This window comes from Microcoleus sp. A2-C3, from assembly GCF_036706065.1.
Lineage (GTDB): Bacteria > Cyanobacteriota > Cyanobacteriia > Cyanobacteriales > Microcoleaceae > Microcoleus.
Map to the genome: position 1 here is coordinate 26556 of NZ_JAUBVX010000021.1, position 19973 is coordinate 46528.

General features: G+C 44.6%; 18 protein-coding genes. 9 read left to right on the forward strand and 9 right to left on the reverse strand.

Annotated elements, in window-relative coordinates; genetic code table 11:
- The first annotated feature begins 368 nt into the window (after positions 1-368).
- Entirely contained in the window at positions 369-563 is a 195-nt protein-coding gene (locus QUB66_RS13610) for a hypothetical protein (protein WP_265233839.1), read from the forward strand.
- A gap of 82 nt (positions 564-645) precedes the next feature.
- Here QUB66_RS13610 and QUB66_RS13615 read toward each other — a convergent pair whose 3' ends face one another.
- Positions 646-924, reverse strand: coding sequence for a hypothetical protein (locus tag QUB66_RS13615; RefSeq protein ID WP_265233840.1), 279 nt, complete (start codon positions 922-924; stop codon positions 646-648).
- A 220-nt stretch (positions 925-1144) separates the two neighbouring features.
- On the opposite strand from QUB66_RS13615, the gene QUB66_RS13620 reads away from it, so the two are divergent.
- A complete protein-coding gene (locus QUB66_RS13620; protein ID WP_332968215.1) occupies positions 1145-2719 on the forward strand; it encodes a NupC/NupG family nucleoside CNT transporter in 1575 nt (524 codons plus the stop codon).
- Positions 2720-3153: 434 nt separating this feature from the next.
- Here the strand turns inward: QUB66_RS13620 and QUB66_RS13625 are convergent, their stop codons facing one another.
- Positions 3154-3276, reverse strand: coding sequence for a hypothetical protein (locus QUB66_RS13625; RefSeq protein ID WP_332968298.1), 123 nt, complete (start codon positions 3274-3276; stop codon positions 3154-3156).
- Between QUB66_RS13625 and QUB66_RS13630 the strand changes: the two genes are divergently transcribed.
- A complete protein-coding gene (locus QUB66_RS13630) occupies positions 3218-3823 on the forward strand; it encodes a DUF3318 domain-containing protein (protein ID WP_332968217.1) in 606 nt (201 codons plus the stop codon). The two genes, QUB66_RS13625 and QUB66_RS13630, sit on opposite strands and share 59 nt — an antisense overlap.
- Before the next feature lie 386 nt (positions 3824-4209).
- Here QUB66_RS13630 and QUB66_RS13635 read toward each other — a convergent pair whose 3' ends face one another.
- Both QUB66_RS13635 and QUB66_RS13640 read right to left on the reverse strand, forming a co-directional pair.
- On the reverse strand, positions 4210-6132 hold the full coding sequence (locus QUB66_RS13635) for a glycosyltransferase family 39 protein (RefSeq protein ID WP_332968219.1): 1923 nt from the start codon (positions 6130-6132) through the stop codon (positions 4210-4212).
- A gap of 162 nt (positions 6133-6294) precedes the next feature.
- Positions 6295-7512, reverse strand: a complete 1218-nt coding sequence (locus QUB66_RS13640) for a glycosyltransferase (RefSeq protein WP_332968220.1) — start codon at positions 7510-7512, stop codon at positions 6295-6297.
- 142 nt (positions 7513-7654) lie between these two features.
- Between QUB66_RS13640 and cofH the strand changes: the two genes are divergently transcribed.
- Complete coding sequence (gene cofH, locus QUB66_RS13645) at positions 7655-8800, forward strand: 7,8-didemethyl-8-hydroxy-5-deazariboflavin synthase subunit CofH (protein ID WP_332968221.1); 1146 nt, start codon at positions 7655-7657, stop codon at positions 8798-8800.
- A gap of 178 nt (positions 8801-8978) precedes the next feature.
- Here the strand turns inward: cofH and QUB66_RS13650 are convergent, their stop codons facing one another.
- The gene (locus tag QUB66_RS13650) at positions 8979-9626 is read right to left on the reverse strand and encodes a Uma2 family endonuclease (RefSeq protein ID WP_332968223.1); all 648 of its coding nucleotides are present in this window, start codon (positions 9624-9626) and stop codon (positions 8979-8981) included.
- Positions 9627-9771: 145 nt separating this feature from the next.
- The gene (locus QUB66_RS13655) at positions 9772-10038 is read right to left on the reverse strand and encodes a hypothetical protein (protein WP_332968225.1); all 267 of its coding nucleotides are present in this window, start codon (positions 10036-10038) and stop codon (positions 9772-9774) included.
- A gap of 215 nt (positions 10039-10253) precedes the next feature.
- Between QUB66_RS13655 and QUB66_RS13660 the strand changes: the two genes are divergently transcribed.
- On the forward strand, positions 10254-10496 hold the full coding sequence (locus QUB66_RS13660; protein ID WP_332968226.1) for a helix-turn-helix domain-containing protein: 243 nt from the start codon (positions 10254-10256) through the stop codon (positions 10494-10496).
- Positions 10497-10507: 11 nt separating this feature from the next.
- On the opposite strand, the gene QUB66_RS13665 is transcribed toward QUB66_RS13660, so the two are convergent.
- The 3 genes from QUB66_RS13665 to QUB66_RS13675 form a co-directional block, all read right to left on the reverse strand.
- Positions 10508-11509, reverse strand: coding sequence for a hypothetical protein (locus tag QUB66_RS13665; RefSeq protein WP_332968227.1), 1002 nt, complete (start codon positions 11507-11509; stop codon positions 10508-10510).
- Between the two features lie 8 nt (positions 11510-11517).
- A complete protein-coding gene (locus tag QUB66_RS13670; protein WP_332968228.1) occupies positions 11518-12663 on the reverse strand; it encodes an AAA family ATPase in 1146 nt (381 codons plus the stop codon).
- Positions 12664-12870: 207 nt separating this feature from the next.
- Positions 12871-14109 carry an LL-diaminopimelate aminotransferase gene (locus QUB66_RS13675; protein WP_332968229.1) on the reverse strand — a complete coding sequence of 413 codons (1239 nt, stop codon included), beginning with the start codon at positions 14107-14109 and terminating at the stop codon, positions 12871-12873.
- A 114-nt stretch (positions 14110-14223) separates the two neighbouring features.
- On the opposite strand from QUB66_RS13675, the gene QUB66_RS13680 reads away from it, so the two are divergent.
- The 4 genes from QUB66_RS13680 to QUB66_RS13695 all read left to right on the forward strand — a co-directional run bounded on the left by QUB66_RS13680 (position 14224) and on the right by QUB66_RS13695 (position 19940).
- Positions 14224-14481, forward strand: a complete 258-nt coding sequence (locus QUB66_RS13680) for a hypothetical protein (protein WP_332968231.1) — start codon at positions 14224-14226, stop codon at positions 14479-14481.
- Between the two features lie 29 nt (positions 14482-14510).
- Positions 14511-15602, forward strand: coding sequence for a hypothetical protein (locus tag QUB66_RS13685; RefSeq protein WP_332968233.1), 1092 nt, complete (start codon positions 14511-14513; stop codon positions 15600-15602).
- Positions 15603-15887: 285 nt separating this feature from the next.
- Positions 15888-17642 (forward strand): DUF3352 domain-containing protein, encoded by a 1755-nt coding sequence (locus QUB66_RS13690; RefSeq protein WP_332968235.1) that lies wholly within the window; start codon positions 15888-15890, stop codon positions 17640-17642.
- 975 nt (positions 17643-18617) lie between these two features.
- The gene (locus QUB66_RS13695) at positions 18618-19940 is read left to right on the forward strand and encodes a 3-isopropylmalate dehydratase large subunit (RefSeq protein ID WP_321161519.1); all 1323 of its coding nucleotides are present in this window, start codon (positions 18618-18620) and stop codon (positions 19938-19940) included.
- Positions 19941-19973: the final 33 nt, after the last annotated feature.

Sequence of the window (19973 nt, forward strand, 5' to 3'; positions counted from 1 at the left end):
AAGCCAATTCCCTATTGCCAATTCTAGTCTCTGGTACTTGAGATTTTGTTTGAGCTGTAATGTTCCGCGAAAGTGCCAGTAAACTTAAAAAGGTCGATCGAGGTTGCGCGCATGGGGCTTTTCTCCTGGGTGTGAATCTGCTGAGTTAGTCGATCGCACTTCCAAACCACCCATTACTAGAATATCGGAAATACGATGCAAATTTAATATTTATCTGTGGCAGGTGTCTTGACAAAGTGTTCGCTTTCGTCCTATAATTTGTAGACTGATTAGATGGAACAGCAGTCAACCCACGAAATAACTAGCTCCTCTGACCAAGTTATCTGACGAAGTTAACAACAAAATATTGATGCTTTTAGAGATCAACCATGCAAACTCAAACTTTCCCATTTTTAAATGAACAAGTAGTTGAGCATATCTTTGCATTAGGCGAACTGACTCGCGATGACAGACAGCGAATTCAGTCAATGTTATTAGATGAGTCGATCGGCGAAAATGAATTGAGGTTAATTGAAAAAGTCATGGAAGGCGTAGTCAAGGGAATACTAGACGTGCTTTATTAGTTGAAAACTTGCGCAGACTTATGTAAAAGTAGGGTGCGCGTTGCGCACCTTACTCTAATTTCAAATAAAATCGAAAATCACTCTAAAAATCATCATCTGAAGCCTCATCGGAGCTCTCATCGCTACGCACAAGTTCAGAAGGAGGCCTATCGCTACTCCAGGCCCACCACACAGCGCCACACCGACAGCGGTAAAATTCTTGCCACTTGCGGCGGTTGGACTCGGTGTATACTGGCGATCGACGATTAATCCAGACTTCATGGGCATCCGTGCAGCTAGCAGCGCACTTGGGACAGCAAAACTCAGTAGCGTGAACCGCCGCCGCAGTCCATTCAGGAGAATGTGGAGCAAAAGCTTCCATGTGTTAGAGTTTCTATCTAAACTGCTGGTAATTACGGCAAATCAAGGGTTGCTAAAGATCCGCAGAACTCGCAATCACATAAGCAACGACATAAATACGCTGTTGAGTGCGTAATTTATCTGCCAGTTATTTTTTTTGGCATTTGCCGTCCGATGAATAGTATAACTGATGTGGTGCAAGCCGTCGATCGGCATTCTCAACTATTTCAAGGACTAGGCTCATGTCTATTTACAACTTTATCTCATTTCTGGGCATTTTTGGCTTATGTGCGATCGCCTGGATTTTCTCAGAAAACCGCCAAGTTCGTTATATACCTTGGCGCGTCATCATCTGGGGCATTGGCCTGCAATTAGTCTTAGGATTTTTAGTATTCCTGTTTCCCCCAACTCGCATCGCCCTAGAGTGGTTTACAGGCTTGCTCGATGGAGTATTCACCGCTGCTGACACCGGAGCGAGATTTGTATTCGGCACAAACATCGTACCAAAACCAGGTCAAGAGCCGCCAATTAATTTAGGATATATTTTCGCCTTTCGAGCTTTACCGACAGTAGTCTTTTTTTCCGGCCTCATGGCCTTACTGTACAACATCGGCGTAATTCAAATTGTCACCGAAGTTTTTGCCAAAATATTTTATAAGACAATGCGGTTGAGTGGCGCGGAAGCCCTCAGCGGCGCAGCCAATATTTTTGTAGGAATAGAAGCAGCAATTGTCGTCAAGCCTTATTTGCCACAAATGACTCGTTCCGAACTTTGTGCAATCCTCTCCTGCTGTTTTGGAACCGCCGCTTCATCAACTTTAGCAATTTACGTCAGCTTTCTCAAGCCTGTATTTCCAAATATTTTAGGACATTTAGTTTCAGCCTCAATTATCGCCATTCCCGCTTGCTTTGTCCTGTCCAAGATTTTAGTGCCGGAGACAGGAGTACCGCTGACAATGGGCGGTATCCCCAAGGAAAATCCTAAGCCCCAAGGCCACGAGTTCATCGGCGACGAAATTAGAGATAATGACGGTGAGATCCGCAAACAAGAGACAGTTGGCGGAGAACCAATCGAACGAGTTAGCCCTTTGGATGCAGCGATAATTGGCGCATTGGACGGTGTGAAAATGTCAGTAGCCATTGCCGCTGTTTTGATTTTAATCTTGGGCTTAGTTTCCTTAATCAATCAATTCTTTGGCTGGCTGGCAGTTTTACCTGCTCCCATCGGCACAATCTTTAGTTTTGTTACCCTGCAAAACATTCAAGGAGTCTTATTTTACCCGCTAACCTTGTTAACCGGAGTTCCCCTTGAAGATTCCTGGGTAGCATCAGTAATCATCGGACGGCGGCTGTTAGAAACCGCGATTCCGCCTTATCAAAGTTTAGCAGAAGCGGCGGCAAAAGGACTAATTAGCGATCGCACAGTTTTGATTGTCAGTTACGCCCTTTCCGGCTTCGCCCACCTAGCATCCGTTGGCATATTTGTCGGCGGCACAATCGCCCTAATTCCCTCCCGCCGCAAAGACATTTCCGAACTCGGTTGGAAAGCATTATTTGTCGGCACTTTAGCAACAATGATGATTGCCTGCATCGCCGGCTTATTTGACACCGGAGACGCGAGCATTTTAGGCGCTAAGGCCGCCCCTGCTGCCCCGATAACTGCCCCCGCTTCCCCGAAACCGCTGGCATCCCCCGCCGCGACTTCCAAGCCGTTAGTTGCTCCAGCAATTGCCAGCCCGAAGCCTTCGCCCAAGGGTGAGAAAGTGGCTCCTAAAGCTCAAGAATCTCCTAAATCTGAATCGAATAAAAGTCCTTAATATCTACCAGGGACTCGTAGGGGCGGGTTCACCCACAATATTTGTCAATTATTGACAATCTCTAAAACCCGCCCTCACCCAGCAGTAAATCCCGGACTACTGTATGAAATAGTTTGACATAGTTGATCAATTATTGACAATCTATAAAATTGGCTATCATTTAACAATAAATCCCAAGTTACAGTTATATTTTTGTATTGGATAGAAATCCAGGTTGATGTAGTTTATTGGTTGTGTGGGGGCGGGTTTATGTAGGTTATTGATGGGAGTTAAATATTGTTGGTGAACCCGCCCCTACGAGTCCGTGATAGATAAGATTGTTTTTTTGCAGATTAACTGGTTCCAAGGCTCTGCCTTGGAACCGATATTCAGAAGCTCTGCCTCGACTGGAAAAAAGGAGGCAGAGCCTCCGGATCTGCGTTACCAGGCAGAGCCTAGTAACGAGTAGTAAATTCCCTCTTCCTTCTTCCCTCTTCCCTCTTCCTTCTTCCTTCAACTATGAATCCCGAACCAGAAATTCGCCGCCTGTTAGATGTGATGCCCGCTTCCGGTCGCATGACGTGTAAAATTATTAATAAGCCTCAACAATCGACGGTGATTGATTGCGATTTTCCTTTACCTTGGCATCAATCTCGCCCGATTTATATTAATTTTGATTTGTGGCGGCTGCTATCTAAGCCGCAGCGGGATTTACTGCTATTGCGAAATGTGAGTTTTTTGGGAAATTTTAAGTGGTTTAAAGCGGATATTTATCAAGGTGCGGCTGTGGCGGGAATTGTCGGCACTGTTGTAGAGTTGTTGCAGGGTGATGCGATCGGAATTGCGATCGCCGGTGGGTTGACTGGATTGGCGATGACTCGAATTTGGCGCGACAATCGCAGTTCGCAAGTAGAGCTAGATGCTGATGAAACGGCGATTAGAGTCGCGGGAAGGCGTGGTTACAGTGAATCTGAAGCGGCGGGACATCTGCTGGGGGCGATCGAAGCTGTGGCTCAAATTGAAGGGCGCAGTTTGGATTTTAATGAGTTGATTCGGTGTCAGAATTTAAGGGCGATATCGGGTATTTCGGCGGTGGGTGTGCCCGATCGCGTGAGGCAAGATTGATAAAAAACATCGCTACTCAACCTAATTAGCCTTGACAGACAAAGGTTCCAGAAGCTTAACGGTTTCATCCAGCACAGCTTCTGGTAATTTTTGCGCGATCGCGATCGCCCTTTGACGAGTTTCTCGATTAATTGCTTATGTCGCAATACGGTTCACTTAAGACTGTTCAGTCTATAAAACTATGTGAAAAATTTATACTGCGATTGCCGCGCGAGGACGCTCGCAATGACAAATAAACCTTAAGTGAACCGTATTGGCTTATGTCGCACGCTGAACAGACAAAACTTGCACTTTCACCGTCTTAACCAGCTTGGCTAATGCACTGATTTTAATCGAAAGTGCGATAAATTTTTTTAGGGATTTTATGCAAGCGACGCACCCTACAACTATAACCGAGAACAATGATAAACTTGATATTCATACCCATCTACCCCAGGCAACTCGCGCGATTCAAGCTGACACTTTTGTGCTGCTAAGTTGACAGGTGCGCGAAAATTTACCAACCACAAATCTAGCGGACGTTCCAATTGACTGAGTGTCTTATCCAGTATTCCCGCGACAATTTCCGGTGCATCCCTTCTCTGCTTAACTAAAAGAAACTGTGGAGAATCAAACGCTTTAACTTCTTCCTTTTTCCTAACATCCGTTACATCCGTTACAAAATCCGCTGCCGAACCCTTCTTCCTAACATCCGTTACATCCGCTACATCCGCTACATCCGCTACATCCGTTACATCCGTTACATCCGCTACATCCGCTACATCCGCTACATCCGCTACATCCGCTACAAAATCCGCTGCCGAACTTCTTTCCCATTCCAATCCTATCCCCATCAACTCTCCTATTTCTACATGAGTATTTTGAGTAGTGGCAATTAACACGGGAACTTTCGAGACTTCGCGGATAATCGGAATTAAAAGGTCTGGTTTGTAATATTTGCGATAGCCGAGATTGGAATTTACTGTGATACCGCTGACAAAACCCATTGCTAAAATTAGCATGACTGCTTTTTTGCCAGAAATTTCTACGGCAGGCAAATTAAACCATTTACTTTTGACTGTAGGTGTGCTATAAATAACTGCTAAGATTGCTCCTAACAATAAGATCGCACCGGGAAAGTAGACGAAATTGTATCGAGGGCCGCGAGTTAGGTCAATTCCTAGAATGTATGCAAAGCTGAAAAATAGGAAAATTGCTCCTAGTACAAATCCGCCGAAAATCACAGTACCTAAATGAGTATTCGGCGTTTTTAAGGAATTATTAAGAGCGTTTTTCAGCAGGGGAAGTGCCCAGACAAAAAATATTGTCATGCCGATCGCAGATCCAGCCACTACTGCCAAATTTGGCGATTCCACCGGAAGCAGCGACACGACAGTAATCCATCCCGCGCAAGCTTGGAAAATCGGCGCGATCCAATCTACGAATGTGCGATCGCCACTGACAAGCCAATTCGTGAGCTCGCTACCGTATTTATTTGACAAAAATACCGGCAGCCAAACTAAACCGCCAGCTAAAGTCCCCAGCGCTACTGCGACAAGCCGCCAGATAATTTGAAATTGCCAAATATTCGGCTGCTGATTATTTGAAGTTGCCAACTTCTGATTAAATTGCAGCCAAATTACAGCAATTAAGGCGATGGCTTCGGCACACAAAGTCAGCACAAAAAAGTAGTGAGAAGCAATTCCCAAACAGTTAACAACTATCCAAAGCAGCACCGCCAAAACAGGCAGTGTAGCGCGCTGTTCCAGCTTTTTTGCAGCTAAGGTCAAGCAAAAAAGAGAGGCAATAACTAATAAGATTCCTAACGTATAATGGCGGGCTTCTTGAGCGAGATAAATGCCGTAGGGAGAAACTGCCATCATCGCGGCCGCACATTGAGCAACTAAACGAGAATTGAATGCAAACTTGCCTAAAAAGTAGATTGCGGGTACTGAAATAACGCCTAATAATGCCGGTAGCGATCGCCCAATCCACACTAAACTATCCTCAGTCGGCCCAAATAATCGCATCCACCAGTGGGCTAGCATAAAATACACTGGCGGATGGTTGCTTTCTAGCAGCAAATGGTTTAGGACATCTGCAATGCCAGCATCGGGACGAAATTGCAGCGGTTGTAGTAGAGTGGGAAGGTCGATCGCGCGATCGATCGGCACACCGCGAAAACTGTTCCCCAAACTAAATACCAGAGTCGAAAACTCGTCCGTCCACAGCGGTTTCGAGTCCAAATTGGCAAAACGCAGCATTAGGGCGATCGCCATCCACAGCAATATTAGCAACAGTTGTTTATTTTTAATCATCAATTCAGTCATTCAAAGGTCTTGGGAAGAACAGTTATTATAGTTGCTAGTTGCTAGTTGTTAACTATCAACTGTTTAAAACCCTCCCGGCCAACTGTCAACTGTCAACTGTCAACTGCCAACTGTCAACTGTCAACTGTCAACTGTCAACTGCCAACTGCCAACTGCCAACTCTCAACTGTCAACTTCCGTCACCCGCCAGCTCAGCTTCATATTAATCCAGAAATTCCACAGAGTCACGACTGCGATCGCAATTAAAGTCGCCAAATATTCATTCATCCCCAAAATATTAAACATCACATTAACCAGCAGCACATTCAAAATCAAACCCATCAAGCAAATTGTATTAAACTTCAACAGCCGTTTCAAGCGCTGCTTCATTCCCGGCTGTCGCTTAGAAATATCCCCAAAAGTCCACAAATCATTCCAAAAAAAGTTACTGATAATTGCCAATTCAGCAGCAAGAATCAGACTGCGAGTCAGCTCCAAATTGAATATCTCGCGCAGCACGTACAAAACCGCCATATTCACAAATACGCCGCTGAAACCCACAAGGCCAAACCGCAGAAACTTACCCATCGGCCAGCGGGCAAACCGCAATATGAGCAAATGCCGCAAATACTCAATATACTGTTTCCCAGTAACTTTGCTCTCGCCTTCCTTCCGCTCCTGAAACACGTAACCAACCTCTCCAATCCAGCGGATATCCCCCCTTCCAAGCACTTCAATCAAAATTTTGTAACCCGCAGGATTCATGGTTTTGCCGGCAACGCAACTGCGGCGCACCATAAAATAGCCACTCATCGGATCGGAAACTCGGCCCACCACTCCCGGTAGTACGATCAATCCGACTATTTGAGCTCCCCGTGACAACAATCGCCTGACAACGCTCCAGTCGCTCACCCCGCCCTTGTCAACGTGGCGGCTCGCAGCGGCCAAATCGGCTCCCCGCTGAATTTCTGCTAAAAGCTGCAACAGCGTCTCCGGCGGATGCTGCAAGTCGGCATCGATCACCCCCAAAACCTCGCCCCTAGAGGCTTGCCACCCGCGAATTACGGCTGTCGAAAGTCCCCGCTCATGTTCCCGCCGCATCACCCACAATTGCGGATATTCGGCTGTCAGGGACTGGGCAACTTCCCAGGTGCGATCGGGGCTATCGTCATCGACTACAATTAATTCGTAGTTGCCGGGAATCATGCCATCAAGCAATTGGCTTAATTGTTCCACAATACTCTTGACATTCTTGCACTCGTTGTAGGTGGGAATGACCAAGGAAAAATAAATGGGCGGTGTGTCTGCGTCTGTAAAAGTTGCAGCGAAAGTCGGTACAGCAGGAATTTGCAAAAGCCCAGAAGGCACTGGTAACAGATGATTTGTTTGGTTGATGCCCATAAATTAAGTTTCACAAATTAAAAGATGCTTTTGTATAAGTTGAGTTTTAGCAGAGCGTTCCTCTATAATTAATTGATTTGTTAAGATATAAAAACGCCTTAATTCTAGGCAGTAATTCTGTAACTGAGCCAAAAATAAAACTGTGGATGCAATTCTAGAGCGCGCTTTACAAGGTTATAACATTTCTGCCGCCGAGGCCTTGGTACTTTTGCAGCCAAGAGATCCAGAGGATCTCGCCAAAATTCAAGCAACCGCTGACTTGCTGCGCCGCCGACAATCAGGGGATACTGTCACCTATGTGATTAATCACAATATTAATTTTACTAACATTTGCGAGCAGCATTGCAGTTTTTGTGCGTTCCGCCGCGACGAGGGAGACGAGGGCGCATTTTGGTTAGATGCAGCCCAAATTCAGGAGAAGGCAACTGATGCAGTGCGACGGGGTGCGACGGAAATTTGTATGCAGGGTGGCTTAAATCTTCAAGCTAAGCAGGAGGGCCAATCTTTGCCTTATTATCTGCAATTGGTAAAAACTATTAAGGATAAGTTTCCGCAGTTGCACTTGCACGCTTTTTCGCCGCAAGAAATAGAATTTATTGCCAGACAAGATAATCTGAGTTTCAGTTATGTAATTTCAGCTTTGCAAGATGCGGGAGTCGGTTCGATGCCGGGTACTGCGGCGGAAGTTCTCGACGATGCGGTGCGGAGGATTATTTGCCCGGAAAAACTAGATTCGGCGACTTGGTTAGAAATTGTAGGAACTGCTCACCGTCTGGGTTTGCCGACAACGAGCACGATGCTTTGCGGGCATATTGAGACGGCTTCTCAGCAGGTTTTGCATTTGGAAAAAGTGCGATCGCTCCAACAAACAGCAATTAACAACAACTATCCAGCGCAGATCACAGAATTCATTTTACTGCCCTTTGTCGGACAGGATGCACCGGCTCCTTTACGCAGTAGAGTCGGCCGCGACCAACCCATTTTAGCAGATACATTGTTGCTCACCGCTGTGTCTAGAATCTTTTTGGGAAATTTGATTTCCAATCATCAGCCAAGCTGGGTAAAATTGGGTTTAGCAGGAGCTACAGAAGCGCTGAAATGGGGCTGCAACGATATCGGCGGCACTTTGATGGAGGAGCACATTACTACGATGGCCGGTGCGGTTGGCGGCAGTTGTCAGTCTGTGGAAGATTTGCAGAATGCGATTCGTTCTTTGGGGCGGGATTATCAGCAACGAGATACAATTTATAGACCTTTGGGGGTTGACAAATTGGCTGTAAGTGTGTAATTTTTGGGAGGCGAAACGGGAAGCAGAATTAGTAGGTACGTCAGACTTTAAGCGATCAATTCTTAAAATCATCTGCGTTTATCTGTGTTTATCTGCTTTGTATCTGCGGTTTACCGCTAGAAGACTTATGCAATTGCTCGTCTCATTAAAGTTAGGCATTCCGGGGCACCTACTCTGTCTAAAAGCCGATCGCACTTTCAAATTCTTCTAGCGCTTGACAACTTCCCACCTGCCAAGCACGTTCCACTGTAGCAGGGATCAGTTGGGCGATCGCAATTCCCGGAAAATTCGGACTAATATCAGATTCCAAATACTCTCCATCTTGTTGTAGCAAATAGATGCGAAGCCTGCCACTATCATAAACCCAGACTTCTGGAACTCCAATGATTTTATAGGCATCGATCGCAGTTTTGGAAGTAACATCCGTCTCAATGGCTAAATCCGGTGGCGGATCGTCCGGTTGCAGTCGGCGGCTGCCGATCATCCGCTGATAATTTAGAATGTAAAAGCAAGCATCAGGTTCAATTCCTGCTTCACCTTCCCGTTTGAAAGTAGTAGAACCAAACGGTTCATATCTTCTGCCCGCCGACTTGAGTAAAATTTTAACAATATCGGAAATTAAATCTTTCGGCCTTTCGTGTTCTGGTAAAGGAACCATGATTTCTAAAGTTTCTTTGCTGTAAGCAACTCGTGCCGATCGCTTTTCTCCCAATTCCTCCAAAATCGACTCAAATTCCAGCCAACTTATATTAGGAATAGTTACGACACTGCCGGGAGCAAGCTCGATTTGACTGACAGGTTTGAGGATGGGAGCGATCACAATCATAAGCTGAATGGAGAGCTAGTTGTTAAGTTTGTGCGAAATAAGAGTTTGTGGAGATATCCGTTGAGTGTAGCACGGGGAAGGAGCGGAGATTTGCGATCGCACTTTCGACTACAATGCTCGAAAGGGCGATCGCACATTTGACACTTCAATCCAACCGAATTAACTTAACTAACAGACTCATGATTTCTCCCTGTTCGGGTGTAATAATGATGCGATTGTCGGGAATGGCGATCGGATGCGTCCAACGAGCAACTTCCGCGTAGCGCAATGCGTGGAGTTGGTGGATAGTGCGCCGTACTCCCAGCGGCGAACCGATGATGACATGACGGATGGATTCGCGATTATCGGCCTCAAAGCTTTGGTTAGTTAAAACTTGGGGCGATGCTTGGTTCGATGCGGAATCTTGCAACATAGTTTTGACAAACAATTTGGGATAGGTTTGATGCTTTGTAACGGTAAAACCGCGTACAATGACAGATTGAAGAAAAGACAACAATTCCCCTACAGCACAAGTTGCGGTTCTGGTGCTGTCTAATCTTTATTGGCTTAAGCCTAAATTAATTTAGGGCAAATGTCAATTATTTTAGGCAGAATCTAAATTTTTTAATATAAGTTAACAAATAGCCTATGGGAATCTCAGAAAGAGCCGATCGATCGCCCTTAATGCGATTGAGAACTCAGCGGTTTATGACTCAAAAGCAGCTAGCAGAAGCACTTGGCGTTACGGAAGCGACGGTAAGCAACTGGGAATCGGGGCGATCTGTACCGAAGCTAACGCCTGTGCAATACAAGAAGTTGCTAGAGATTCTGCAAATTACCTCTGCTGAATTACCAGACCAATTTGGTTATCCCAGCGATGCTGATGGATAGAAAATGGAATATTATAATTGAGGCGTTTTATCTAAATAAACGAACTCATACAATGTTTTGAAAAAAAAAGGAATATGAGACTTAACATCGCTACTTTGCTTTGAATAAAATCTCCCAATTTCTAACGAGAGTCGCTCTCTAAATAATACCCAATATTCCTCCCTATATTTCTCGCTAAAGTCACCGGATGACTTAATTTGATGCCAATAATCCTTAGCTTTTTTAATTGTCAGCAAAGCTACTATTAACTCATGCTTCTGGGTGGCATCAGTCGTATTTTGAAACTGATGTTTCCATGAATCCTGGAATTTGTCTAAGTCTAATTCTGTACAATCCAATTCCGAACAGTAACTAATGCGCTCGAATGCTCTCTTTACGTTAGCCTGTAAATCGCTGTCGCTACTAATTGCATCAGCCATATCACTATAAATATTTTTTAGTGACACTAAATTTCCTTGATATTTATAATACGGAGAATTAGGATAATCATCAAATACTGATTGAAGTTCAGGTGTCAAAAAATATGCTTCTTTGTGGATTAAACCTGTAATCCAGATCCGGTGCTCTCGTGCGTTTTGCTCTTTCACCTGCGATTTTTCGTAAAGATTGCGAAAAATTGCCTCTGTATCTGTAAAAATATAATTGTCGATCGTTTGCAGTTGCAAGTCTAAATCTATCATTGCAAAAAGTCGATCGGGATCTAAATATGAATTCTTCGTATCCTGGGTCTCCTGTTCGTGTAATATTGGAAGAGTAAAGTAGGTGTTTATTACATCTTGGCGATCGCCGCAGATGAAAAATTCCGGTCGCTTCTGTCTCCACCATGTCGGAACGCAAGCCTTATAAAAGTTTGCATCAGGCATTCTCTCCATTGCTCCATAAGTTTGAGGTGACTCTTTACCCTGCGTCTTCCGAATATCACCTTCGCACAATACCACAATTTTGTTTTGAATTCTGCGAGATTGAAGAATTGCATGGCAATGTTTTTCTAACTCTTCTGGATTAAGACTCATTTCTAGTATTAGGATTCTTGTTTGATTAGTTTTGGCTCAATTTCTTTAACGTGAGCTGGTGTCAGAGCTTCACACAATGCGTAGGAGTGAGTTGCCAGAATATATTGATTGCTGGGAGCCCACTCTTTGAGGTCTGAGATAATTTGATATTGCCAATCTGGATGAAAAGCAATTTCAACTTCATCCATCAAAACAATTGCATCTTCTATGTTCCGGGACTTGAGCCATATATAAATGCTGAGTCTTTTGAGTTCGCCGTGACTTAAATCTTCTGGATATAGTTCTATAGTTTCACCATTATTATCCAATTGAAAGTTGACACCAGCAAAATCTTCATCTAAATTTATCTTTTTATTTCCCAACAGCAAATGTAAGTCCTCAATTAGAGTTTGATAGTTGTTGCCGTAGCTACCTGTTTTTATTTTTTCTCTAAAATCGCGATCGCGAGCACCTTTAAAAGATTCAATAAGTAGCTCTACAACAAGGAAGTCATAGGTAAACAAGCCTTGTAATTCAGATCGTGCTGATTCGAGTATACCATAATAATTATTGTCTCTGCTACTGGATTTTTTAAATAATAGTTCCCTCGATTTTTGCGGGAGAAATAAAAAAACCTGTGTCGCAGGAGCTGCTAGAAAAATTTTCTGCGCTATCTTCTCTAGGAATGATTTTACTTGCTCCTGGCTTTGATTGTTAAAACGACATTTTAACTCTGTACTTGCTATGGTTGTCATATCATCTTCATCTTTAAACTTCTCAAGAGAACATATATATATGATATTATTTTCCTCATTGATATTTTCATCGTCGCCTCTATAATCATACTCTGGGTAGCGTTTTTCTTCTTCCAAATCATTCTGACCATAAAATTCAAGTTTTACAATTTTTTTTCCATCCCAAATATCAATGATTGCTAGTTTTTTTTCTTCCCAGCCCAAAATTTTAAATCCCTGAAGCAGATTCTGTATGAACGGTTTTTTATCCTCATCGACAGAACAGTGCAGCAACACAAAAATCAACTGCAACAGGGTACTTTTACCGCCGCCATTTTGACTGCCAAGCGGAAAAATACTAGGAACAAAATCCTTTTCAAAAGTGATGTCTATATTTTTCAAACCGCGAAAATCAGGAACTTGAACTCGTAGCAAGTGCATAAAAAACTCCTCGTGTTGGGTTGCATTTTTTATTGAAACGCTGAGCCACAATCATTTGAGATTATAACTCACATCTTTTACTATTTTCATGAACAGGCTTTCCGGCCTGTTCCACAACATATTAAATTAATGCTTTTTCGCGCTTGTCCGGGAGTCCGCCAGGGAATGAATTCCCTGGCGGCCATTCGGTTTCAGCAGAACAGGAGATTAAACCTTAAACTCTTCCCCAATCCGTCGCATCGCTTCCTCGACATTTTCCCGACTGTTAAATGCCGAAATGCGGAAATAACCCTCACCCGCCGCGCCGAAACCAGAACCCGGTGTCCCCACCACATTTACAGTTTGCAGCAACTTATCGAAAAACTCCCAACTCGTCAAACCGTGAGGCGTTTTCACCCACACATAAGGCGCATTTTCGCCACCGTAAACCTCGATTCCCGCCGCTGTCAATTTCTCGCGAATAATCGCCGCATTTTCCATGTAAAAATTGACTAATGCCTGAATTTCAGCCTTGCCTTTCTCAGAATAAACCGCTTCTGCACCGCGCTGCACGATGTAAGAAACGCCGTTAAACTTAGTAGATTGGCGGCGATTCCACAATTTCCAAATTTCGACATCGGAACCGTCTGCTGCTTTTCCTGTTAAAGTCTTCGGTACTACTGTAAAGGCGCAGCGAGTACCGGTGAAACCAGCATTTTTTGAGAACGAACGAAATTCGATCGCACAATCGCGCGCACCTTCAATTTCGTAGATAGAATGCGGTAAACTCGGATCGGTAATGTATGCTTCGTAGGCTGCATCGAAGAAAATAATCGAACCGTTCGCCTTAGCATAATTTACCCAAGCTTGCAAGTGTTCCTTCGTTGCAGTTGCGCCCGTCGGATTGTTCGGGAAACACAGGTAAATTAAATCGACTTTTTTGTCTGTGGGAATTTGGGCGGTAAAGTTGTTTTCTGCTGTAATTGGCAGGTAAACAAAGCCTTCGTACTCGCCTTTATCGTTCGCATCTCCCGTGTGTCCGGCCATCACGTTTGTGTCTACATACACCGGATACACTGGGTCTGTAACTGCGATCGTGTTATTGTTGCCAAAGATATCGAGAATGTTGCCGCAATCGCACTTAGAACCATCAGAAATAAAGATTTCTGAAGCATCAATCTCGCATCCCCGCGACTTGAAATCGTGCTCGGCAATTTTCTCGCGCAGCCATTCATAACCTTGTTCCGGGCCGTATCCTTTGAAGGTATCCCGCGAACCCATTTCTGCTACCGCCGCCACCATCGCCTCGCGACAAGCTGCTGGTAGCGGTTCCGTCACGTCGCCAATCCCCAGCCGGATGATGGGCGCTTGGGGATTCGCATCTGCATAGGCTTTCACTCTGCGGCCAATTTCGGGAAACAGGTAGCCGGCTTTGAGTTTGAGGTAGTTGTCGTTGATTGTTGCCATTTTTGCGATCGCTCTAAATGTCGTACAATAGCTTATACCATTTTAGATTTTAGATTTTACATTTTAGATTTGAAGAATTGAAGAGTTGAAGAATTGAAGAATTGGGAATGACTGATGACTATAGGGGTTGGCAGCTTGCAGGCAGTTGTATTCTGTTTTGAAACTGGTATTACTACTAATCGTCTCTCTCAAGCAGAAGGAAGTTCGGCAACGGATTTTATAACGGATTTAACGGATTTAACGGATGGATGTTCAGGGAAGAGGAAGATTTTTCCCACTCGGACACTCGAACACTCGCCCACTCCGCCATCACAGGCAATCTGCCTACCAGCTCACAAGCCATTGACAAAAAAATCAAATATACTTGTATAATTAGAATAGTGTGCAGTGCAGAAGCAATTATGGATGAGATTGAGTACGCCAAACTCTATCAAGAACTGGCGACAATTCTGAATGAGTTTAAATTGGATTGGGTCGTTCAACAAGTAGCGGATACTGTAGAGATAGGCAAAGTAATTCAAGAGCGATCGCTCAAAAGAAAAACACCCCTGCTGAAGATAGAAGATTATACCGCAAAAGAACAACTTTTGCTGTTAATTGCTGCTGTCGAACAAGTGACGGTGAACACTTCCGAAATGGAAGACGAAATTGCTTATTTCTTGAAAGTAGAATCGGAAACCTCTCCTCTGGGCACAAAAATTATCTTTGCCAATTCAGGTGCAGAAACAGCCAAAACAATCGAGTTCACCTCCAGCGTGACAGCCCCACGCCACAAACAGGCGATCGCTCTCCAGCAATTACTCGAAAAACTGCCATCCGCGCCGAGCAACTGCGCCGTCAATTCCGAAATTAAGAGCAAATTAAAAAGCTCGATCGATCCAGATTTCAACGGAGTGCTAGAACAAGCAAGAATTTTTGATGCTTACCTTTTTACCATCCTGCTCAAAGCAGTTGCCAATGAAAGTGGCAATATCTATTATAACAATGTTTTAGACGACGAAACACCGAAAAATTTAACATTTAGAAAAACAGCGGGAACAATCCACGGAATCGCACATCCATACACTCATGCTGTGGTGGAATTTCCCGACAAACCAGCCCTAGAAATTCACCTCGGAGTCAAAGTCCAAGGTAGAGCCGGAGTTCTGCACAATTGCAACGTTTTAATCTTGTACCAAAAAGAAGCAAATATTTGTCGCTTGCTCAACCGCGAGCCTCGACACTCCCAGGTGATTTTAGCAGTAAAAGCTGAACATAGTACCTCGGAACTTCAACTAGAAATGGCTGGTGCTTTTATTGGATTAGCGTCAGATATTCGCTACGAAGGCGGCAGCTATTTCATTTCTAATAGTTACTCACAACCCGTGGCAAAACTGCTAACTACGGCTCGCAAAAAATGGGAACTCAATATTTTTCCTAGAGCCACAAATGATGTCCATCGGTTGATGTACTCGTTTCAAACTATCTTTAAAGACTTTAAGGCTAGAAACTAATATTAGGGCATTGGGCATTGGGCATTGGGCATTGGGAATAGTTAGTGTAGGAATTCGCGTAAATACGAAATAAACCGGGTTTTTCACCAGTATTAAAGGCGAAAATGCACTGTTTAGTAAAAAAACGGTTTCCGTATCTAGGACTATAGTGGTTAGTGGTTACTTGTTAGTAGTTTTTCTAATAACAAATAACAAATAACAAATTACCAATGCCCGATGCCCGATGCCCGATGCCCGATGCCCGATATAATTTATGATGTTGCGAGCACCCGAACCTTACGAATAATGTTTAAGAAAGATAAATCTTCCCTACTGTTTACGATCGGAGCCGCCACACTTCTGATCGGTTTAGGTATCCTCGTGTACTCGATCGTCATTTCCCGTGGCCCCGCCAAAGATTTGCCAGCGGGAGCAACGGTTGTTCCACAAGATGCGATGATGGCTCTATCCATCACTACCGATGAATCGCAGTGGAATAGACTGCGAGAATTTGGCACGCCGGAGTCCAAAGCTTCGTTTGAAAGGTTTTTAAGCGAATTGCGCGATCGCCTCCTGACAAGCAACGGTTACGCCTATCAGCAAGACATTCAGCCTTGGGTGGGTAACACCGCAATGGTAGCCTTTCTGCGCAACAAAACAGCCATACCAGTCCCCCCGCGCGCACCCAACGCGCCCCCGCCTCAGCCAATTCAGCAGTCAGTAGCAATTATCCTGCCCATCTCTAACCCGATCAAAGCCAAAGAATTATTAGCAAAACCCAGACCCCTCAACCAAGGAAAAATGGTGGAGCGCAATTATAAAGGGGTGCAAGTTACAGAAACTCAAGGTATACCCGATCGCAATTTCTCAGTCGCGGTACTCGGCACAAACTATCTAGTAGTCACCACAGATCCCACCGCCACAGACAGAATAATTGACACCTACAAAGGCGAACCATCCCTCGCCAAAACCCCCGGCTATGCAGACGCCATCCAACAAATCAAAGATGCCGGTACCTTCGGTCAAATCTACGTGAATATGCCCGTTGCAGCAGCCTTTACAGCCGCCAACTCATCCCGCGAAATTTCGGCGGAAAACCTCGAAAAACTGCAACAAAATCAAGGATTTGCCACCACAGCGACGCTGGATACAGACGGAATTGGATTCAAATCAATCTCTTGGCTAAAACCTGATTCTACCATTCGTATAGCAGTAGAAAACAATGCTCTCAAAATGGCTAACCGCCTGCCAAACAATACAATCATGATGGTATCCGGCGGGAACTTGCAGCGTTTGTGGCAAGACTACGTATTGGGAGCCGATGCTAACCCGCTGGCCCCGATTAATCCCCAAGTTTTACGCACAGGTTTAAAATCGACTACCGGCCAGGATTTAGATAAAGACTTCATCAACTGGATGGCGGGAGAATTTTCTCTATCATTAATACCAGCCCCCACGCAGAATCCGAAAGACAAATTTGCTGCGGGATTTGTATTTATGGTGGAAACAAACAACCGCAGCGCCGCGAATAAATCCCTGAAACAGCTTGATGAAACGATGAAAACTAAAGGGTTTAGAGTTGAAGAAATTCAAGTGGGCGGGCAACCTGCGACTAAATGGACATCGGCGTTTGGAGGGATTACTGTAACTCGCGGCTGGATGAATGATGTGGCATTTATTACAGTAGGAGCTCCCGTGGTTGACGCGATTGTTCCGGCGCCGAAAAGTCCGCTTTTAAGTAGCGAATTGTTCCAAAAAACTGTACGATCGCAACTTAAGCCTCACAACGGCAATTTCTTCATCGACACCGAGAGTGCGTTTAACCCGAAAAACCTAGCTTTACCGGAGTTTCCTCCCAGCCAAAAAATCTGGATAGATGCCACGCGGTCGATCGGCATTACAGCGGCCATCATTGGCGATCGTACCACCCGCTACGACGCTTTTGTCGGACTCAAAAAATCCGACTCATCCACTCCTTCACCAAAGCTCTCACCGAATCCATCTTCACCGAGTTCATCTTCACCGAGTCCTTCGCCCACCGTCCAAACTTCACCCAATTAACTCTTAAATCCTGCCAAAAATCCGCCATCACAATCCCTTAAACAGCAACGCCGTGCGATCGATTAAAACCGAAAAGCAGCAGGATGTCGCACGTCTGGGAATCTGCAATTAAAAAAGTCTTCTAGTCATCTAGAAGACTTCGATTACTTATTCGACCTCTTGCAAAAATAATTAGGACGGGCAAGATGCCCATCCCACAAAAACATTTTTCCTTGTGGAACGGGCATCTTGCCCGTTCCAAAATTTGATTAAAAGGATTTTTGCAAGAGGTCTAATGTGTGTCAATATGTTCGTAATTTTGAGATTCAGCTTTTGCTGCTGGGAGTTGATCAAGATTTTGAGATGTCAAAATAACGTCGCGCTGGCGACTTTGTTTCTGTGAATTCACTGGAAAATCTCCATTTGCATAAACGGTGAGAATGGCGAAACTAGATAGCCGTCACCTCCGGCTATCTCGCTCATTTCACTATCATTAATTTCTACAGCCGTAGAAATGCACTCTGAGATTTTTTTGACTGTGAACGATTTAAGTTTCTTTTTTAATTGATAACACTGGCTAGCTGTGAGTTACCAGTCGCACGTTCGAGTGACTTGCAGTTTTTTGGTGTTTGTGTTAAGAGCATTCTCTAATTTGAGCAAGACTAACGCTCGACCTCAAAGGATTTACAATCAGGACAAAAATTGAATTTTATATAGATCGGGCTGCTTAAATTAATTGTTTTAATTTATGCTTTAAAAAATAATTTTCAAGTTGGTTGCTTGGTCGGCAAACTCGCGATTGAGTGGGTTGAATCCTTGGAAGAATTCAAAATAATTCACTTGAATTGATGTTAATTTAATCATTCTGCGATATGGCACGGACACCGAGACTAAAACCGAAATTTTTCTATTTCTTTAACTTGTATCTTCGGTAACAGGGAATGTTTCGCTTACAATACAGTTATGTAGCATCTAAATTAAAAGAGCGATCGCACTATGGGAATGACCCTGACCGAAAAAATCTTAGCCAAAGCATCAGGCCGCACTAAAGTCGAGCCCGGAGAAAACATTTGGGTAGAAACAGACGTGTTGATGACCCACGATGTCTGCGGGCCCGGCACTATCGGCGTTTTCAAACGCGAATTCGGCGAAAATGCTAAAGTCTGGAATCCCGACAGCATCGTCTTAATTCCTGACCACTATATTTTCACCAACGATGAACGCGCTAACCGCAACGTCGATATTCTCCGCGATTTTGCCAAGGAACAAGGGATAAAATACTTTTACGACATCACAGATCGATCGGACTTTAAAGCAAATCCCGACTACAAAGGAGTTTGCCACATCGCCCTAGCACAAGAAGGCCACACGCGGCCCGGCGAAGTGCTATTCGGCACAGATTCCCACACCTGCAATGCCGGCGCTTTCGGACAATTTGCGACCGGTATCGGTAATACGGATGCTGCTTTTATTATGGGAACCGGCAAACTGTTAATCAAAGTGCCGGCAACTATGCGCTTTGTGCTCAACGGGGAACTGCCGGATTATTTGTTAGCAAAAGACCTGATTTTGCAAATTATTGGCGATATCAGCGTTGCCGGTGCTAACTACCGGACAATGGAATTTGCGGGCGATACAGTCGATCGTTTGACGATGGAAGAACGGATGACGCTATGCAATATGGTGATTGAAGCTGGCGGCAAAAACGGCACGGTGGCTGCGGACAAAACCACGTTTGATTACGTTAATCCTCGTACAAATGTGCCCTTTGAAGCATTTTACACCGATGCTGATGCTACGTTTTATAGCGATCGCACCTACGATGTCAGCAAATTAGAACCTGTCGTCGCCAAACCGCACTCCCCCGACAACCGCGAATTGGCCCGCAACTGTCGCGATGTCAAGATCGATCGCGTTTACATCGGTTCCTGTACCGGCGGAAAAACCTCCGACTTTTTGAATGCAGCCCGCATTCTCAAAGGAAATCAAGTCAAAGTTCCGACATATTTAGTACCGGCTACTCAGAAAGTTTACGAAGATTTGTTTGTCACAAAATACGACGGTCAAACGCTGTCGGAAATCTTCTTAGCCGCCGGCTGCATCGAACCCGCAGCGCCTTCTTGCGCCGCTTGTTTGGGTGGCCCGAAAGATACTTTTGGACGGATGAATGAACCCGAAATTTGCGTGTCTACAACTAATCGGAATTTTCCCGGCCGGATGGGTAACAAAGAAGCGCAAGTTTATCTAGCTTCGCCTTACACGGCGGCGGCTTCGGCGCTAACTGGATATGTCACTGATCCGCGCGAATTCCTGCGTTAGACAGTAGTTTTTAGTGTTTTTCAAGGTTGACAC

Excerpts from the sequence above, each read along its gene's own strand:
- QUB66_RS13610 (WP_265233839.1), top strand. The coding sequence starts at position 369 with ATGCAAACTCAAACTTTCCCATTTTTAAATGAACAAGTAGTTGAGCAT.
- QUB66_RS13615 (WP_265233840.1), bottom strand. The coding sequence starts at position 924 with ATGGAAGCTTTTGCTCCACATTCTCCTGAATGGACTGCGGCGGCGGTT.
- QUB66_RS13620 (WP_332968215.1), top strand. The coding sequence starts at position 1,145 with ATGTCTATTTACAACTTTATCTCATTTCTGGGCATTTTTGGCTTATGT.
- QUB66_RS13630 (WP_332968217.1), top strand. The coding sequence starts at position 3,218 with ATGAATCCCGAACCAGAAATTCGCCGCCTGTTAGATGTGATGCCCGCT.
- QUB66_RS13625 (WP_332968298.1), bottom strand. The coding sequence starts at position 3,276 with ATGCGACCGGAAGCGGGCATCACATCTAACAGGCGGCGAATTTCTGGT.
- QUB66_RS13635 (WP_332968219.1), bottom strand. The coding sequence starts at position 6,132 with ATGACTGAATTGATGATTAAAAATAAACAACTGTTGCTAATATTGCTG.
- QUB66_RS13640 (WP_332968220.1), bottom strand. The coding sequence starts at position 7,512 with ATGGGCATCAACCAAACAAATCATCTGTTACCAGTGCCTTCTGGGCTT.
- QUB66_RS13650 (WP_332968223.1), bottom strand. The coding sequence starts at position 9,626 with ATGATTGTGATCGCTCCCATCCTCAAACCTGTCAGTCAAATCGAGCTT.
- QUB66_RS13655 (WP_332968225.1), bottom strand. The coding sequence starts at position 10,038 with ATGTTGCAAGATTCCGCATCGAACCAAGCATCGCCCCAAGTTTTAACT.
- QUB66_RS13660 (WP_332968226.1), top strand. The coding sequence starts at position 10,254 with ATGGGAATCTCAGAAAGAGCCGATCGATCGCCCTTAATGCGATTGAGA.
- QUB66_RS13665 (WP_332968227.1), bottom strand. The coding sequence starts at position 11,509 with ATGAGTCTTAATCCAGAAGAGTTAGAAAAACATTGCCATGCAATTCTT.
- QUB66_RS13670 (WP_332968228.1), bottom strand. The coding sequence starts at position 12,663 with ATGCACTTGCTACGAGTTCAAGTTCCTGATTTTCGCGGTTTGAAAAAT.
- QUB66_RS13675 (WP_332968229.1), bottom strand. The coding sequence starts at position 14,109 with ATGGCAACAATCAACGACAACTACCTCAAACTCAAAGCCGGCTACCTG.
- QUB66_RS13680 (WP_332968231.1), top strand. The coding sequence starts at position 14,224 with ATGACTATAGGGGTTGGCAGCTTGCAGGCAGTTGTATTCTGTTTTGAA.
- QUB66_RS13685 (WP_332968233.1), top strand. The coding sequence starts at position 14,511 with ATGGATGAGATTGAGTACGCCAAACTCTATCAAGAACTGGCGACAATT.
- QUB66_RS13690 (WP_332968235.1), top strand. The coding sequence starts at position 15,888 with ATGTTTAAGAAAGATAAATCTTCCCTACTGTTTACGATCGGAGCCGCC.
- QUB66_RS13695 (WP_321161519.1), top strand. The coding sequence starts at position 18,618 with ATGGGAATGACCCTGACCGAAAAAATCTTAGCCAAAGCATCAGGCCGC.